The following is a 16,449-nucleotide window of genomic DNA, read 5'->3' as shown; positions in this document are numbered from 1 at the left end:
TTTAGCCCCCGCATCCCGCCGGGGCAAGCCTGCGCGGCAGCCCCGCCGCGATCAATAGGGAAAGGGATGGCTGCGCCAGACGGCATTGGCGGCCCGCACCGCTTCGGGGGGCAGGTCGGTCTGCCATGCGGCGATCTGGGCCGCCAGCTGTGCGTCGGTCGTGGCCCCGATGATCGGCACGATGGGGAAAGGCCGGTGGCGCAGGAACCCCAGCGCCAGCGTCAGCAGGTCCAGCCCGTGATCGCGCGCCACCGCCTGCAACGCGGCAACGGCGGCCAGTGCGCGGTCGGTGCGGCGACCGCCAAGGCTGCCCTTGCCGCCCTGCGCCAGATCGGTCGCGGCACGGCTGGGGTCGGGCACGCCGTCCTGATATTTGCCGGTCAGCAGCCCCGCCGCCAGCGGGGAATAGGCCAGCAGGGTCACGTCCTCGTTCACGCAGGCCTCGGCCATGTCGGTGTCATGGGCGCGATACAGCAGCGAATATTCGTTCTGAACCGACACCACGCGCGGCCCTTGCCCGGCCTCGGACCGGGTGGCCCATTGCGTCACCCCCCAGGCGCTGTCATTGGACAGGCCAAAGGCGCGCAGCTTGCCCTCGGCGCGCAGGTCGGCCAGCACAGCCAGCATCGCGTCGATATGGTCCAGATTGGCCGCCTTATCCTGTTTCGAGGGGTTGTAATTCCACATCTGCCGAAAGTGATACGAGCCACGCAGCGGCCAGTGCAGCTGATAAAGGTCGATACAATCGACCCCCAGCCGCCGCAGCGAGGCCTCGACCATGGCGCGCAGATTGTCGGGACCATAGCCCTTGCCCTGCCGGACCGAACTGCCCGGCCCGGTGACCTTGGTCGCGATCTGAACCCGGTTGCGGGCGCCGCGCCGGGCCAGCCAGCGACCGATGATCTGTTCGGTGATGCCGGCGGTCTGGTCGCTGACCGGGTTGACGGGATACATCTCGGCTGTGTCGAAAAAGCTGATCCCCGCATCCAGCGCCCGGTCCATTTGCGAAAAGGCCACGTCCTGCGGGGTTTCATTGCCGAATGTCATCGTGCCAAGACAGATTTCGGAAACCTGCGGGCCGTGCCGGCCAAGGGTGACTTGCCGCATCCTGCGCCTCCTGTTCAGATGCGGTGAAGGTGACGCGCGGCGCGCGGGGATGCAACCCCGCAGCGCCGGTCGCGTTGGGCCACAGATGCAAATGGGGGAAAGACGATGAAACTGACCTGGCTTGGCCATTCCGCCTGGCGGCTGGAAATTGAAGACGCGGTGATCCTGATCGACCCGTGGCTGACCGGCAACCCGATGATGCCCGAGGACCGCCATGACGAGGCCACCGCGGGGGTGACGCATATCCTGCTGACCCATGGCCATGGCGACCATACCGGCGACACGCTGTCGCTGGCCAGGGCGATGCAGGTGCCGGTGGTCGGGATCTATGACCTGATCACCTTCTGGCAGACCCATCGCGGGATCGAGGGCGTCGGCTTCAACAAGGGCGGCACGGTCGATCTGGGCGGGGCGATGGTGACGATGGTGAATGCCAGCCATTCCTCGTCCATCGACGGGGCCGAGGGGCCGATCTATGCCGGTCACGAATCGGGCTATATGATCGCCGGTGAAGGGCATGTGATCTATCTGTCGGGCGATACCGACATCATGGCCGATATGGAATGGATGGGCGATTATCACAAACCCGATATCGGCATCCTGTCCGCCGGTGGCCATTTCACCATGGACATGAAGCGCGCCGCCTATGCCGCGCGGCGGTATTTCAATTTCAAGACCGTGATCCCCTGTCATTACCGCACCTTCCCGGTGCTGGAACAAAGCGCCGAGGCGCTGATCGCGGGCTTGCCCGGCGTCAATGTGATCGAGCCGCAGGTGCTGGTGCCGATCATCCTGTAAAGGCGTGGGCGTGGGCATGGGCGGCGGATGCCGGGCCGCGCCGTCGCGGGCGCGGTGTCGGTGGCTGGCGGGGTGTCGGGGGTATTTGGGCAACGAAGAAACCCGCCCGCGCCCCGTGAGACGCTGCGCCCCGCAGGCAGCCCGCGCCCCGCAAGCCGTTCCGCGCTTCGCCGGGTCTTCAGGCGGGGCGCTGCGGGAAGTCGAGGTCCAGCCAGATCGGCAAGTGATCGGAGGCCTTGCGGGCCAGCGCCGTTTCCAGCACCCCGCCGCCCGCCACCGTCAGCCCAGCCGTAGCAATGCGGTCCAGCGCCGCCATGGGCAGGCTGGCGTGAAAACTGCGCCCCGGCGCGTGGATGTCAAAGCGTCGCGCCAGCCGCCCCAGCCCGACCTGCCGTGACCATTCGTTGAAATCGCCCGCCATGACCTGTGCCGGTTCCGGCGCATCGGCGGCGTGGTGCAGCAGCGCGGTCAGCTGTTCGCGGCGGTTGCGCCGCAGCAGGCCCAGATGCGCCCCCGTCACCCGCAGCAACCCGCCCGGCAGGCGCAGGCTGGCGGCCAGCGCGCCGCGCGGTTCCAGCCCCGGCAGGTCAATGGGCTGGACCTGCTGCACGATCAGTTCGGGCCGCACCAGAATGGCATTGCCGTGCCAGCCCAGGCTGGGGCCACGGCCCGGCGGGCGCAGCGGCACCAGACCGGTCAGGCCGTGAATGGCCTCGGGGGGCAGCGCCGAGGGGCGCGGCGGCAGGCGGCGGTCGGCCTCTTGCAGGATGGCGATATCGGGCGACATCTCGGCAATGACCTTCAGGACCCGGACCGGGTCGCGCCGCCAGTCGGTCCCCACCGCCTTGCGGATATTATAGCTGACAAGACGAAAATCAGGCATGGCGCCCCTTGCTGCGGGAACCGGCCCATCGTGGCGCAAGCGCGGGTCCGGCGCAAGCGCGGGTCGTCAGGCGTGGGGGGGGGGGGCGTGGCCCGGTCAGGCCTGATCGCGCGACAGCAGCCAGTCCATCGACAGGCTGATCAGCGTCATGGCGGAAAACGCGCCCAACAGCACTATCGCCCCCAGCCGCCAATAGGACAGGCAGGTAACAGGGCTGAGATGGCTGTGCAGCAGGGCGCGCAGGGTGCAATACATCGCCTCGGCGGTCAGCACCGCACCGACAGCCACTGCTGACAAGGGCGGCGGCGGTCACTTTTGGCGGGCGCTGGCGAAAAACCGCCAAGGGTTCAGCCAGCGCAGATGGTGCCGCCAGCAGGCGGGCTCAGCGGCGGTCCTGACGTTCCGGCAGCGTCACGGTAAACCGGCTGCCCTGCCCGCGCTGGCTGTCGATGCGCAGGCGGCCGCGATGGCGGTTCACGATATGCTTGACGATGGCCAGCCCCAGCCCCGTCCCCCCCTTCTCGCGCGAGCGGTGGGTATCGACGCGGTAAAAGCGTTCGGTCAGGCGCGGAAGGTGGCGGGCCTCGATCCCCTCGCCGCGATCCGCGACCTCGACCGACCAGGCGGGGCCACGCAGCACCGGCTCGTGCGGCAGGTGGAACAGGCGCAGCCGCACCTCGCCGCCGCTGCCGCCATATTTGACCGCGTTTTCGATCAGGTTGTGAAACACCTGTGTCAACTGGTCGGAATCACCGGGCAGCCAGACCGCACCGGCGGGGGCGTCCAACACCAGCGCCACCCCCGCATCGCGCGCCGCCGGGGTCAGCGTGGCCACCGCCCCGCGCAGAATACCGGCCAGATCGACGCGCTGCGCCGGGCGCAGCCTTTCGTTCGATTCCACCCGGCTGAGCGACAGCAAATCGGCCACCAGCCGGTTCATCCGACTGGCCTCGCGTTCCATGATCGACAAGAACCGGTCACGCGCGGCGGCATCGTCGCGAGCCGGACCGCGCAGGGTTTCGATAAACCCCATCAGCGCGGTCAGCGGGGTGCGCAGTTCATGGCTGACATTGGCGACGAAATCGCGGCGCATTTCCTCGGCATGTTCGACGCCGCTGGTGTCTTGCAACACCACCACTGCCCCGTCCGAGATCGGCGAGACGGTAACCTCGCAGGCGCGGTCCTCGCCACGGGCGCTTAACGTGGCGCGCAGCGACAGCCCGCCCTCGGGCGGGGGCGGCAGGGTGGCATCGGGGCTGAACGGGGGCGGCGACAGATGGTCCGACAGCACCCAGTCCAGCGCCTGATTCACGGTCGCGGTGCGGATTACGGTGACGAAGGGGCGGTCGGTCAGGTCGGGACCGAACATCACCTCGGCGGCGGGGTTGACGGCCAGCACCCGGCCCCGGCGATCAACCGCCAGCGCCGGAATCGGCACCGCCCGCAACAGCATCGCGACATGGCGCATCCGCCCTTCCCCCCGTTTCCGTTATCCTCGTTCTGGTCCCGCGCCCCGGCGCGCGGGTTCAGCCCTGCACCGCCCGCAGCCCGGCGCGGTAACGCGCGGCATTGTCGCGGTAATGCGCGGCCGAGGCCAGCAGGCCCTGACGCGCCGCCGCATCCAGTTCACGCACCACCCGGCCCGGTTGCCCCATCACCAGCGCCCCGGCGGGGATTTCCTTGCCCTCGGGGATCAGCGCGCCCGCGCCGATCAGCGCCCCGGCACCGATTTTCGCCCCGTTCAGCACCGTGGCCCCCATGCCGACCAGCGCCCCGTCGCCAATGGTGCAACCATGCAGAATGGCCTTGTGACCAATGGTGCAATCAGCGCCGATGACCAGCGGAAAGCCCATATCGGTATGCAGACAGCACAGATCCTGGACATTGCTGCCGCGCCCGATGCGGATTTCCTCGTTATCGCCGCGCAGCACCGCGCCCCACCAGACGCTGGCCGCATTTTCCAGCACGACGCGCCCCATCAGTTGCGCATCGGGCGCCACCCAAGAGTCCTGCCCCAGTTGCGGCGCGTGGCCATCCAGTTCCCAGATCATGCGCAATCCCCCCCTTCCTGCATCAAATCCTGCACAAACGCCCCCAGACCGCGCTGACGATCCCGGCGCAGCCGTTCGGCGGTCAGGATGGCGCGCAGGCGGGCCTCGGTCCGGTCAAGGTCGTCATTGACCAGAACATAGTCATATTCGGCCCAATGGCTGATTTCCGCACGCGATTTCTGCATCCGCCCGGCAATCACATCGGGCGCGTCCTGCCCGCGCGACACCAGCCGCCGTTCCAGCTCTGCCAGCGAGGGCGGCAGGATAAAGATCGACACCACATGCGCCCCCAGCGCGCTGGCGCGGATCTGTTGGCCGCCCTGCCAGTCGACATCGAACAGTGTGTCGCGCCCGGCCTGCATGGCGGCCTCGACCGGGGCGCGGGGGCTGCCATACAGATTGCCGAAGACCTCGGCATGTTCCAGCATTCCGCCCTGCCTGACCAGATCGCGGAAAGCATCATGGCTGGTAAAGTGATAATGTGTGCCGTCAACCTCGCCCGCGCGGGGCGGACGGGTGGTGGCCGACACCGAAAAGGACAGCCCGGCATCCCAGTCCATCAGCCGCCGCGCCAGCGTCGACTTGCCCGCCCCCGAGGGCGATGACAGGATAATCAGCAAACCGGTCCGTTCAATATGGGGCATGGCACCTTTCCGTCTTGTTCCGCGCCTTCAATGGCGCAGGCGGGGCTGCGGGGTCAATCCCCCGGCCAGCCCCCTGCCTGACCCTTGCCCGCCTGCGGTCCGACCGCCCCCCAAGGCAACGCCCCCGGCACCGGGCGGCCCCGGCAGTGGACCGGATTCCTTTAACCAAAGCAAAAGAAATCCATTCATTTCAAGCCGCACAATGGGTTAGGATGCAACAGCGGCGGATGAAACAGCCGTGTGCAACGGGCGCGGCGACCGTGCCGACCGGCAAAAGCAGGCGATTGCCGGCTGATGACGGTGGGCGCGGCAACCGGCGGTGGCCGGGATGGCGGGCCGCTTGCCTGCGCAGCCGGGCTGCGCAGGACGGCAACAGGGACGAAACAAGGTGGCGCGGAACGATCATGGACAATGACGATCCCCCGAAAGATCTGCCGGAAGGGACCGGCATGGGCCAGGGCCGCGACAGGGCGGGCCGCTGGGATGGTGGCAGGGCACAGGGTGGCCGCGCGGTGCGGGGCGAAAACCTGCCGGATGCCGCGCGTAATGACCGTGCGGTGTCCGGTGGCCCCGATACGCCCGCCGACCCCGCTGCGCCCGATGACGGGCGTGCGGGGTTGCAGGTGGTGCAACTGACCCCGCAAACCGCGGCGGGCATCTGCAACCGGCTGCGCGACCACTGGTGCGGGCTGCGTCAGGGTGCCGCCGTTCCCGAACGCAGCCAGATTCAGCCTCAGGCCATCCGGCCGTTGCTGGACTATGCCTTCATTCTGGAACGAATCGCCCCCGGCGCCGCCCGGTTCCGGCTGGCGGGGCGGCATCTGGTCGACCTGATGGGGATGGAGGTGCGCGGGATGCCGCTTTGCGCGATGATGAACCCGACATCGCGCGGGCGGCTGGCCGATATTCTGGAAAGCGTTTTCAAGGCGCCGCAGATTGCGGAACTGATGCTGGACAGCCCCGCCGATTACGGGCGACCGGCGCTGACCGGGCGGCTGTTGCTGTTGCCGCTGCGCTCGGATCTGGGCGACATCACCCGCGCCCTTGGCTGCCTCGTGGCCGAAGGGCAGATGGGCCGCGCACCCCGCCGCTTTGACCTCAGCGATACGGCCTTGTCGCCGGTCATCACCGGGGCGAAGGTGCTGACCCCATCGCCCTCGCGCCACGGTTTCGATGAGGATACCCGCGCCTGGCGCCCCCCGGCGGCGCTGTCACCCCGCCTGCCGCCGATCAGCCCGGATGCCACGCCCGAACAGCGCCGCGCCCGGTTCCGCATTATCCGCGATGATACAACCAAGCCCACGGAGGACGGCTGAGGCTTGCATCACGCCCCCGCGGGCCAGACCGGACTGACCCCCGTCCCACCGGGTTTCTTCGTTGTTCAAATACCCATCCGGCCTGCCCGCGCGCGCTGCCGCCACGGTCAGGGGCGCTGCCCCTCGGGCCTGCGGCCCTTACCCCGAGGTATTTGGGACAGAAGCGAGGGGGCGCCGGGCGCTGATGGCCACAGCCGATGCGGGGCGCGAGGCTGGGATTGCGTCCTGCCACGCCGGGTCAGGACGCAACGGGGCCGGCGCCTTGTGATCGCGGCGCCCGCGCCCCTGCAACCCAAGGCCCCGCCTTTTTTCGGGGCCTTGGGTGGGGACGGGGCCGGTCAGCCTGCCTTGGCCATCGCGCCCGCCGGGCCGGTGCGGCGCTGGCGCAGTTCCTCGGCGACAAGGAAGGCCAGTTCCAGCGACTGGCTGGCGTTCAGGCGCGGATCGCAGGCGGTGTGATAGCGCGATGACAGGTCTTCATCCGTGACCGCGCGCACGCCGCCGGTGCATTCGGTCACGTCCTTGCCGGTCATTTCGAAATGCACACCGCCGGGGATGCTGCCTTCGGCGGCATGGACGGCGAAGAATTCGCGCACCTCTTGCAGGACGCGGTCGAAGGGCCGGGTCTTGAAGCCGCTGTCGGATTTGATGGTGTTGCCATGCATCGGGTCGCAGGACCACAGCACATTCGCGCCCTCGGCCTGAACGGTGCGGATCAGGCGCGGCAGGTGATCGCCCACCTTGCCGGCACCAAACCGCGCGATCAGCGTCAGCCGGCCCGGTTCGTTTTCCGGGTTCAGCTTCCAGATCAGCGCCTTGAGGTCGTCATCGCTGATCGAGGGGCCGCATTTCAGCCCGATGGGGTTTTGCACCCCGCGGGCGAATTCGACATGCGCGCCATCGACCTGACGGGTGCGGTCCCCGATCCAGATCATGTGCCCTGAACCCGCGACCGGCTGGCCGGTGGTCGAATCAATGCGGGCCAGCGCCTGTTCATATTCCAGCAGCAGCGCCTCGTGGCTGGTATAGAAATCGACCTGCCCCAGTTCATGCGCGGTTTCCGAGGTCACCCCGGCGGCCTGCATGAAGGCCATCGCATCGCTGATGCGTTCGGCAATATCGCGATAGCGCTGCGCCTCGGGGCCAGAGGTGAAATCCGCGATCCAGTTCTGCACCCGGTGAATATCGGCATAGCCCCCGGTCGAGAAGGCGCGCAGCAGGTTCAGGCTGGCCGCCGCTTGGGTATAGGCCGACAGCATCCGCTGCGGGTCGGGGACGCGGGCCTCGGCGGTAAAGTCAAAGCCGTTGATGATGTCGCCGCGATAGCTGGGCAGTTCCTGCCCGTCGGCGGTTTCGGTGGCGGCGCTGCGCGGCTTGGCAAACTGGCCGGCCATCCGCCCGACCTTGACCACCGGCAATTGTGCGCCCCAGGTCAGCACCACGGCCATTTGCAGCATGACCTTGAAGGTGTCGCGGATATTATCGGCGCTGAATTCGGCAAAGCTTTCGGCGCAATCGCCACCCTGCAACAGGAATGCGCGCCCTGCGGCGGCATCGGCCAGTTGCGCCTTCAGCCGCCGGGTTTCACCGGCAAAGACCAGCGGCGGGTATTTGGCCAGCTGTGCCTCGACCGCGGCCAGTGCCTGCGGGTCGGGATAATCGGGCATCTGCACACGGGGATAGGCGCGCCAGCCGGCCTTGTCCCAGCTTTGCGTCTGCGGGGCGGCGGAATGGCGGTTCGACATGTCTATCCCTTTCGTGCTTGTCGGATGCACCGGCGATCGTGCAGATGCAGCACCCATCAAAGACGTGGTTTCCCCCGCCTTTCAAGGCGATTTTCGCCCAAAGCCGCGAAAACATCGGCCCGCGCGGGTGCGGTCATGGCAAGGCCGGACCATCGGCACAGCAGGGCCGCCCGGTCGCCATGCGGCGACGCGGCATCCGGGGGCCGCCGGGCCATGCGGCGCAAACTGCTGAAAACAGGGCGGCTTTCGCCTGCACGGCGCCAAAGCCCGCGCGCGACGACAGAATATTGTTGCCGCGACGCAGCGTAACCACGGTCGAAAGCGCCAGTCCCGGACCGACAATTGCACTTTTCTTTTAAGGACAGGGCTTCTAACCTTCCGTCAGGACAATGTTCCAACAACAGGGAGCCTGACATGAAAAAACTGCTGATGACTTCGGTCGCCCTTGCCGCGCTGGCCGGTGCCGCATCTGGTGAAGAGATCAAGCTGGGGGTCTCGATGGGCTTTACCGGCCCGCTGGAATCGATGTCGCCCGACATGCGCAACGGCGCGGTCATGGCGATGAAAGAGGTCAGCGACAGCGGCAAGCTGCTGGATGGCGCCACCGTCACCCCGGTCGAGGCCGACAGCACCTGCGTCGACGCCGCCGCCGCCGTGGCCGCGGTGGAACGTCTGGTCACCGCCGAAAAGGTGAAGGGCATTTTCGGGGGCATGTGCTCGGGCGAGACGATCGCCTCGCTGGAAAAGGTCGCGGTGCCCAACGGGATCGTGATGATTTCGCCCTCTGCGACCTCTCCGGCGCTGACCGATATCGACGACAAGGGCTTTTTCTTCCGCACCTCGCCCTCGGACGCGCGTCAGGGTGAAGTCATGGCCGATCTGGTCAGGGAACACGGCATCGAAACCGTCGCCGTGACCTATACCAACAATGATTACGGCAAGGGTCTGGCCGACAGCTTTGTCAAATCCTTCGAGGAAAAAGGCGGCAAGGTCACCATCAACACCGCCCATGACGACGGCAAGGCCGATTATTCCGCCGAGGTCGCGGCGCTGGCCGCTGCCGGGGGCGATGCGCTGGTCGTGGCCGGTTACATCGACCAGGGCGGTTCGGGCGTGATGCGCGGCGCGCTGGACACCGGTGCCTTTGAAACCTTCGTGCTGCCCGATGGCATGGTCAGCACGGTTCTGGACGAAAAATTCGGCAGCGAAATCGACGGCAGCTTTGGCCAGTCCCCCGCCGCCGAGGGCGAGGGTCAGGACAAGTTCCAGGCGCTGGCCAAAGAGGCCGGGTTCAACGGCACCTCGCAATTCGCCGGGGAATCCTATGACGCCGCGGCGCTGATCCTGCTGGCCATGCAGGCGGCGAAATCGACCGATGGCAAAGTTTACAAAGACAAGGTCATGGAGGTCGCCAATGCCCCCGGCGAAAAGATCCTGCCCGGCGAACTGGCCAAGGGGCTGGAACTGCTGGCCGAGGGCAAGGACATCGACTATGTCGGCGCCACCTCGGTCGAGCTGATCGGGCCGGGCGAAAGCTCGGGCACGTATCGGGTGATTGAAATGAAGGACGGCAAGATGGACGTCGTCGGCTTCCGCTGATAAAACACCGCGACCCGGCCCTGCGCCGGGTCGCCTTTTTGAACGATAACAACATCCTGCGACACAGATCTGATCTGTTTTGGCAGGGACAGGGACAGGGACAGGGACAGGGACAGGGACAGGGAAATACATGATCGAAGTCCGTGACTTGCACAAGCATTTCGGCGGTTTTCGTGCTGTTGACGGGGCCAGCCTGCGGATCGAGACCGGCTCGATCACCGGGCTGATCGGTCCCAACGGCGCCGGAAAATCGACCTTGTTCAACGTGATCGCCGGGGTGCTAAAGCCGACCTCGGGTCAGGTCATCATGGATGGCGAGGATATTACCGGCCTGCCCCCGCACCGGCTGTTTCACAAGGGCCTGCTGCGCACCTTCCAGATGGCGCATGAATTCGCCTCGATGACGTCGCGCGAAAACCTGATGATGGTGCCCGGCGCGCAGGCGGGGGAAACCCTGTGGAACACATGGTTCGGGCGCAGGCGCATTGCCGATCAAGAACGCGCCCTGCGCGCCAAGGCCGACGAGGTGCTGGATTTCCTGACCATCAGCCATGTCGCGGATGAAAAGGCCGGCAACCTGTCGGGCGGGCAGAAAAAGCTGCTGGAACTGGGCCGCACGATGATGGTCGACGCCAAGATCGTCTTTCTGGACGAGGTCGGCGCCGGCGTGAACCGCACCCTGCTGATGACCATCGCGGATGCGATCATCCGGCTGAACAGGGAACGCGGCTATACGTTCTGCGTGATCGAGCATGACATGGATTTCATCGGCAAGCTGTGCGACCCGGTGATCGTCATGGCCGAGGGCAAGGTTCTGGCCCAAGGGCCCGCCGATCACATCATGGAAAACGAGGCGGTGATCGAGGCCTATCTGGGCACCGGCCTGAAAAACAAGGACATGGTGGGCGCATGACCGGCACATTCGACAGCCGCGGCAACAAGGATGCCAGCGTCACCCGTCAGGGCGAACAGCCCCAGATCGACGGCACCCGCCGCTCGGGTCCGCTGGGTCCGGGCCATGCGGGCGACCCGTTCCTGATCGGTGAGGCAATGACCGGGGGGTATGGCAAAGGCCCCGACATTCTGCATGACTGCACCATCGCGGTGGAAAAGGGCGAAATCGCGGTCATCGTCGGGCCGAACGGCGCCGGTAAATCGACGGCGATGAAGGCGCTGTTCGGGATGCTGGACCTGAAATCGGGCAGCGTGCGCCTGAACGGGCGCGACATCACCGCGCTGAACCCGCAGGACCGGGTCAAGGCGGGGATGGGCTTTGTGCCGCAGCTCAACAATATCTTCCCGTCGATGACGGTCGAGGAAAATCTGGAAATGGGGGCGTTCATCCGCGATGACGATATTCGCGACACCATGGCGCAGGTTTATGAGCTGTTCCCCGCCGTGGCCGACAAGCGGCGTCAGGCGGCGGGCGAATTATCGGGCGGCCAGCGCCAGCAGGTCGCCGTTGGCCGCGCGCTGATGACCCGCCCCAGCCTGCTGATGCTGGATGAACCCACGGCGGGGGTCAGCCCCATCGTGATGGATGAACTGTTCGACCGCATCATCGAAATCGCCCGCACCGGCCTGCCGGTGCTGATGGTGGAACAGAATGCCCGTCAGGCAATGGCCATTGCCGACAAGGCCTATGTGCTGGTGCAGGGCGCCAATGCCCATACCGGGTCGGGGCGCGAGCTGATGGCCAATGACGAGGTGCGCCGCACCTTCCTGGGGGGGTAAGTGAATGAAACATGAAACACTGACCGGCCACGGCAAGGAGGCCCGCTGATGGACATCCTCAACGCCCTTGTGGCCATGCTGAACTATATCGTCATTCCCGCCGGCACCTATGGCGCGCAGCTTGCGCTGGGGGCGCTGGGGGTGACGCTGATCTATGGCATCCTGCGGTTTTCGAACTTTGCCCATGGCGACACCATGGCCTTTGGCACCGCGCTGACCATTTTGCTGACCTGGGGCCTTGGCGCGCTTGGCATCAGCCTGGGGCCACTGCCGACCGCGCTGCTGGCGCTGCCGGTGGCGATTGCGGGCACGGCGGCGCTGGTGCTGCTGACCGACCGCGTGGTCTATCGCTATTACCGCCGGGTGCGGGCGGCGCCGATCGTGATGGTCATGGCCTCGGTCGGGGTGATGTTCCTGATGAACGGCCTGACCCGGCTGGTCATCGGCGTGGACGAGATCCGCTTTGCCGATGGCGCCCGGTTCGTGATCAATGTGCGCGATTTCCGGGCATGGTCCGGCCTGTCCGAGGGGCTGGCCCTGAAAACCACCCAGTTGCTGACGCTGGTCGTCGCGGTGCTGACGGTCTGGGCCTTGTTTCGGTTCCTCAACCGCAGCAAGGCCGGCAAGGCCATGCGCGCCTATGCCGATAACGAGGATCTGGCCCTGCTGTCGGGCATCGACCCCGAACGCGTGGTGCGCCTGACATGGATCATTGCCGCCGCGCTGATGACCATCGCGGGCGTGCTGTATGGGCTGGATAAATCTTTCAAGGCTTTCAATTATTTCCAGATCCTGCTGCCGATTTTCGCCGCCGCCATTGTCGGCGGTCTGGGCAGCTCGCTGGGGGCCATCGCCGGCGGCTTTGTCGTCGCCTTTTCCGAGGTCGCGCTGACCTATCCGTGGAAGCTGGTGGCAAAATATCTGGGCTTTGAATCCGACAGCCTGCTGCAATTGCTGTCCACCGAATACAAATTCGCGGTCAGCTTTGTCATCCTGATTACCGTCCTGCTGTTCCGGCCCACCGGCCTGTTCCGCGGCAAATCCGTCTGAGAAAGGGCACCATCATGGCGACCAATCGTCAGGCCGAAACCAGCAGCATCTGGCGCGCACCGGTGCTGTTTGCCATCCTTGCGGTGCTGTTCGTGCTGGAAGGCACGGTGCGCAACGGCATGTTCTCCGGCTCGTGGAACACCTCGCTGGCCATCCTCAATATGGGCCTGATCTCGGCGATCACGGCGCTGGGGGTGAATATGCAATGGGGCTATGCCGGGCTGTTCAATGTCGGCGTCGTGGGCTTTCTGGCCATTGGCGGGCTGGCCCCGGTGCTGGTCTCGGTCCCGCCGGTGCCGGGCGCATGGTCTGCGGGCGGGCCGCGTGTGCTGCTGGCGCTGGCGGCGGGTGTGGGCACGCTGGCGCTGGCTGCCTTCGCATGGCGCCGCCTGCCCAAGGGTCGCGGGCTGGCCGTGGCGGCCATCCTGATCGCGGGCTTTGTCATCTATCGCCAGATTTTCGACCCCGCCGTCATCGCGATCGAGGCCAACCAATCCGCCAAATACGGCAATATCGGCGGGCTTGGCCTGCCGGTGCTGGTGGCATGGCCGGTCGGCGCGCTGTTTGCCGCCGCGGCGGCATGGGCGGTCGGCAAGGTGGCGCTGGGGCTGCGCTCGGACTATCTGGCGATTGCCACGCTGGGGATCGGGGAAATCATCGTCGCCGTCCTCAAGAACGAGGAATGGCTGTCGCGCGGGGTCAAGAATGTCAGCGGCATCCCCCGGCCCGTCCCCTATGAGCTGGCGCTGCAACAGGACCCGGCCTTCGTCGCCCGCGCGCAGGCATGGGGTTTTTCCGCCGCCGAGGCATCGGCCATCTGGGTCAAGCTGTGCTATGCCGGGCTGTTCACGCTGGTGCTGATCGCGCTGATCCTGCTGGCGGAACTGTCGCTGAAATCGCCCTGGGGGCGGATGATGCGCGCCATCCGCGACAATGAAACCGCGGCCGAGGCCATGGGCAAGGATGTCACCGGACGCCACCTTCAGGTGTTCATCATCGGCTCGGCTGTCATCGGGCTGGCCGGGGCGATGATGATCACCCAGGACGGGCTGATGGCGCCGACCAGCTATAACCCGCTGCGCTATACATTCCTGATCTGGGTGATGGTGATCGTCGGCGGCTCGGGCAATAACTGGGGCGCGGTGATCGGCGCGCTGCTGATCTGGTTCTTGTGGATCAAGGCCGAAATCTGGGGCCCCAACCTGATCGCCGCGCTGACCGCGCCGCTGCCTGCCGGCGGACTCAAGGATCACCTGCTCGACAGCGCGGCCCATATGCGCTTCATCGCCATGGGCGCGGTGCTGCTGCTGGTACTGCGCTTTGCCCCGCGCGGGCTGGTCCCGGAAAAATAACTCCCAAGCGGGCGGGCCGGTTACGCGGTCCGCCCTTCTTCGTTGCCCAAATACCCAAATCCGGCCACGCCACCTGCGCCATCGCCACGGCGGCCTGACCACGCCCTTCCCCCGCCTGCCCCCTTGCCCTGCGACCCGGCACCGACTAAAGGCCAGCCATGACCCAGCATCAACGCCTTCTCATCATCGACTTTGGCTCTCAGGTGACGCAGCTGATCGCGCGCCGCCTGCGCGAGCTGAACGTCTATTGCGAAATCCACCCTTTCAACACGGTGGATGACGCCTTCCTGACACGCTTCGCCCCGCAGGCCGTCATCCTTTCGGGCGGCCCGGCCTCGGTCACCGACACGGACAGCCCGCGCGCGCCGCAGGGGCTGTTTGACATGGGCATCCCGGTCTTTGGCATCTGCTATGGCCAGCAGGTGATGATAACCCAGCTTGGCGGTCGCGTCGAATCGGGCCATCACGCCGAATTTGGCCGCGCCTTTGTCAGCCCCGCGCAGGGGCACCGTCTGGATGGCATCTTTGCCGGCCTGTTCGAGGATGCCTCGGGCCGCGAAGAAGTCTGGATGAGCCATGGCGACCGCGTCACCGAACTGGCGCCGGGTTTTCAGGTCATCGGCACCTCGCCCAACGCGCCCTTCGCCATTGTCGGTGATACCGGGCGCCATTTCTATGCCGTCCAGTTCCACCCCGAGGTGCACCACACCCCGAATGGCCGCATCATGCTGGAAAACTTTGTCCGGCTGGCGGGCTTTACCGGCGACTGGACCATGGCCTCGTATCGCGACGAGGCGATCCGCAAGATCCGCGAACAGGTCGGTGACAAAAAGGTCATCTGCGGTCTGTCGGGCGGCGTCGACAGCAGCGTTGCCGCCGTGCTGATCCACGAGGCGATTGGCGACCAGCTGACCTGCGTCTTCGTCGATCACGGCCTTCTGCGCCTGAACGAGGGCGAAGATGTCGTCAAAATGTTCCGCGAGCATTACAATATCCCGCTGATCCACGCGCAGGAGTCGGACCTGTTCATCGGCGCGCTGGAAGGCGTCTGCGACCCCGAGGTCAAGCGCAAGACCATCGGCAGGCTGTTCATCGACGTGTTCCAGAAATATGCCGGCCAGATCGAGGGCGCGGAATTTCTGGCCCAAGGCACGCTTTACCCCGACGTGATCGAAAGCGTGTCCTTCAGCGGCGGCCCCTCGGTGACGATCAAATCGCACCACAATGTCGGCGGCCTGCCCGAAAAGATGGGCCTGAAACTGGTCGAACCGCTGCGCGAACTGTTCAAGGACGAGGTGCGCGCACTGGGTCGCGAACTGGGCCTGCCGGAACAGTTCATCGGCCGCCACCCCTTCCCCGGCCCTGGCCTTGCCATCCGCTGCCCCGGCGAAATCACCCGCGACAAGCTGGAGATCTTGCGCAAGGCCGATGCCGTATTCATCGACCAGATCCGCAAGCACGGGCTTTATGATGACATCTGGCAGGCTTTCGTTGCCATCCTGCCGGTGCGCACGGTCGGTGTGATGGGGGACGGACGCACCTATGACTATGCCTGCGCGCTGCGGGCGGTGACCTCGGTAGATGGGATGACGGCGGATTATTACCCCTTCACCCATGACTTCCTTGGCGAAACCGCGACCCGCATCATCAACGAGGTCAAGGGCATCAACCGCTGCACCTATGACATCACCTCCAAACCGCCCGGCACGATCGAGTGGGAATGACCTCAAGGAACCCCGCCCCCGTGGCGGGGTTTTCCTTTACAGCCGCGCGTTTCTGCCGCACCGACGCATAAAAGGGACAGAAGATGGAAAACCCCGTGGACCACGATCTGGAACTTGGCAGCGCCATTGATACGGCGACGGAAACCATCACCGTGTCGGGGCGTCTGATCTGTGACAGCGGGCAACAGGCCGACCGCGTCAGGGAATACCTGCCCGACCATATCCGCCTGACCCGCGCCGAACCGGGCTGCGAAATGTTCGAAGTCACCGAAACCGACGATCCGCTGATCTGGCATGTGAAAGAACGCTTTACCGATCAGGCCGCGTTCGAGGACCATCAGGCCCGCACCCGCAACAGCGAATGGGCGCGTCAGACCGCCGATATCGAACGTGACTTCAACATCTTCCGCGAAACCTGACAGATCGTCAAAGCTGACGGGCCTTCA

The 16,449-nt window shown here is 65.9% G+C and carries 16 protein-coding genes; 9 read left to right on the top strand and 7 right to left on the bottom strand.

From position 1 onward, the window contains the following. Positions 1–51: 51 nt before the first annotated feature. Positions 52–1,107 carry an aldo/keto reductase gene (locus ACFXP9_RS02660; protein WP_397205510.1) on the bottom strand — a complete coding sequence of 352 codons (1,056 nt, stop codon included), beginning with the start codon at positions 1,105–1,107 and terminating at the stop codon, positions 52–54. A gap of 105 nt (positions 1,108–1,212) precedes the next feature. Between ACFXP9_RS02660 and ACFXP9_RS02655 the strand changes: the two genes are divergently transcribed. Further along, complete coding sequence (locus ACFXP9_RS02655) at positions 1,213–1,905, top strand: metal-dependent hydrolase (RefSeq protein ID WP_397205512.1); 693 nt, start codon at positions 1,213–1,215, stop codon at positions 1,903–1,905. A gap of 178 nt (positions 1,906–2,083) precedes the next feature. Here the strand turns inward: ACFXP9_RS02655 and ACFXP9_RS02650 are convergent, their stop codons facing one another. From ACFXP9_RS02650 to gmk, 5 genes are all read right to left on the bottom strand, one after another. Further along, a complete protein-coding gene (locus ACFXP9_RS02650) occupies positions 2,084–2,788 on the bottom strand; it encodes an endonuclease/exonuclease/phosphatase family protein (protein ID WP_397205514.1) in 705 nt (234 codons plus the stop codon). Between the two features lie 96 nt (positions 2,789–2,884). Then, positions 2,885–3,085, bottom strand: coding sequence for a hypothetical protein (locus ACFXP9_RS02645; RefSeq protein ID WP_397205516.1), 201 nt, complete (start codon positions 3,083–3,085; stop codon positions 2,885–2,887). Between the two features lie 85 nt (positions 3,086–3,170). Next, positions 3,171–4,256, bottom strand: coding sequence for a sensor histidine kinase (locus ACFXP9_RS02640; RefSeq protein ID WP_397205518.1), 1,086 nt, complete (start codon positions 4,254–4,256; stop codon positions 3,171–3,173). A 58-nt stretch (positions 4,257–4,314) separates the two neighbouring features. Continuing rightward, a complete protein-coding gene (locus tag ACFXP9_RS02635) occupies positions 4,315–4,839 on the bottom strand; it encodes a gamma carbonic anhydrase family protein (RefSeq protein ID WP_397205520.1) in 525 nt (174 codons plus the stop codon). Then, the gene (gene gmk / locus ACFXP9_RS02630) at positions 4,836–5,483 is read right to left on the bottom strand and encodes a guanylate kinase (RefSeq protein ID WP_397205522.1); all 648 of its coding nucleotides are present in this window, start codon (positions 5,481–5,483) and stop codon (positions 4,836–4,838) included. The genes ACFXP9_RS02635 and gmk overlap by 4 nt, the downstream gene beginning before the upstream one ends. Before the next feature lie 404 nt (positions 5,484–5,887). On the opposite strand from gmk, the gene ACFXP9_RS02625 reads away from it, so the two are divergent. Then, complete coding sequence (locus tag ACFXP9_RS02625) at positions 5,888–6,799, top strand: PAS domain-containing protein (RefSeq protein ID WP_397205524.1); 912 nt, start codon at positions 5,888–5,890, stop codon at positions 6,797–6,799. A gap of 338 nt (positions 6,800–7,137) precedes the next feature. On the opposite strand, the gene ACFXP9_RS02620 is transcribed toward ACFXP9_RS02625, so the two are convergent. Then, complete coding sequence (locus ACFXP9_RS02620) at positions 7,138–8,544, bottom strand: class II 3-deoxy-7-phosphoheptulonate synthase (RefSeq protein ID WP_397205526.1); 1,407 nt, start codon at positions 8,542–8,544, stop codon at positions 7,138–7,140. A 414-nt stretch (positions 8,545–8,958) separates the two neighbouring features. Between ACFXP9_RS02620 and ACFXP9_RS02615 the strand changes: the two genes are divergently transcribed. The 7 genes from ACFXP9_RS02615 (at position 8,959) to ACFXP9_RS02585 (ending at position 16,422) form a co-directional block, all read left to right on the top strand. Continuing rightward, positions 8,959–10,143 (top strand): ABC transporter substrate-binding protein, encoded by a 1,185-nt coding sequence (locus ACFXP9_RS02615; RefSeq protein WP_397205528.1) that lies wholly within the window; start codon positions 8,959–8,961, stop codon positions 10,141–10,143. Between the two features lie 130 nt (positions 10,144–10,273). Next, entirely contained in the window at positions 10,274–11,056 is a 783-nt protein-coding gene (locus ACFXP9_RS02610) for an ABC transporter ATP-binding protein (protein WP_397205530.1), read from the top strand. Beyond that, positions 11,053–11,877, top strand: coding sequence for an ABC transporter ATP-binding protein (locus ACFXP9_RS02605; RefSeq protein WP_397205532.1), 825 nt, complete (start codon positions 11,053–11,055; stop codon positions 11,875–11,877). Before ACFXP9_RS02610 ends, ACFXP9_RS02605 begins: the two co-directional genes overlap by 4 nt. Positions 11,878–11,925: 48 nt before the next feature. Continuing rightward, entirely contained in the window at positions 11,926–12,927 is a 1,002-nt protein-coding gene (locus tag ACFXP9_RS02600; protein ID WP_397205534.1) for a branched-chain amino acid ABC transporter permease, read from the top strand. A gap of 14 nt (positions 12,928–12,941) precedes the next feature. Continuing rightward, complete coding sequence (locus tag ACFXP9_RS02595; RefSeq protein WP_397205536.1) at positions 12,942–14,279, top strand: branched-chain amino acid ABC transporter permease; 1,338 nt, start codon at positions 12,942–12,944, stop codon at positions 14,277–14,279. A 158-nt stretch (positions 14,280–14,437) separates the two neighbouring features. Further along, positions 14,438–16,003 (top strand): glutamine-hydrolyzing GMP synthase, encoded by a 1,566-nt coding sequence (gene guaA, locus ACFXP9_RS02590; protein WP_397205538.1) that lies wholly within the window; start codon positions 14,438–14,440, stop codon positions 16,001–16,003. An 83-nt stretch (positions 16,004–16,086) separates the two neighbouring features. After that, positions 16,087–16,422: a putative quinol monooxygenase gene (locus tag ACFXP9_RS02585; RefSeq protein ID WP_397205540.1), complete on the top strand. Its 336-nt coding sequence runs from the start codon at positions 16,087–16,089 to the stop codon at positions 16,420–16,422. The last annotated feature ends 27 nt before the right edge of the window (positions 16,423–16,449 follow it).

This window comes from Paracoccus jiaweipingae, from assembly GCF_044335505.1.
Lineage (GTDB): Bacteria > Pseudomonadota > Alphaproteobacteria > Rhodobacterales > Rhodobacteraceae > Paracoccus.
The sequence above is the reverse complement of the archived record's forward strand: the minus strand, read 5'-3'. Positions and strand labels throughout refer to the sequence as shown.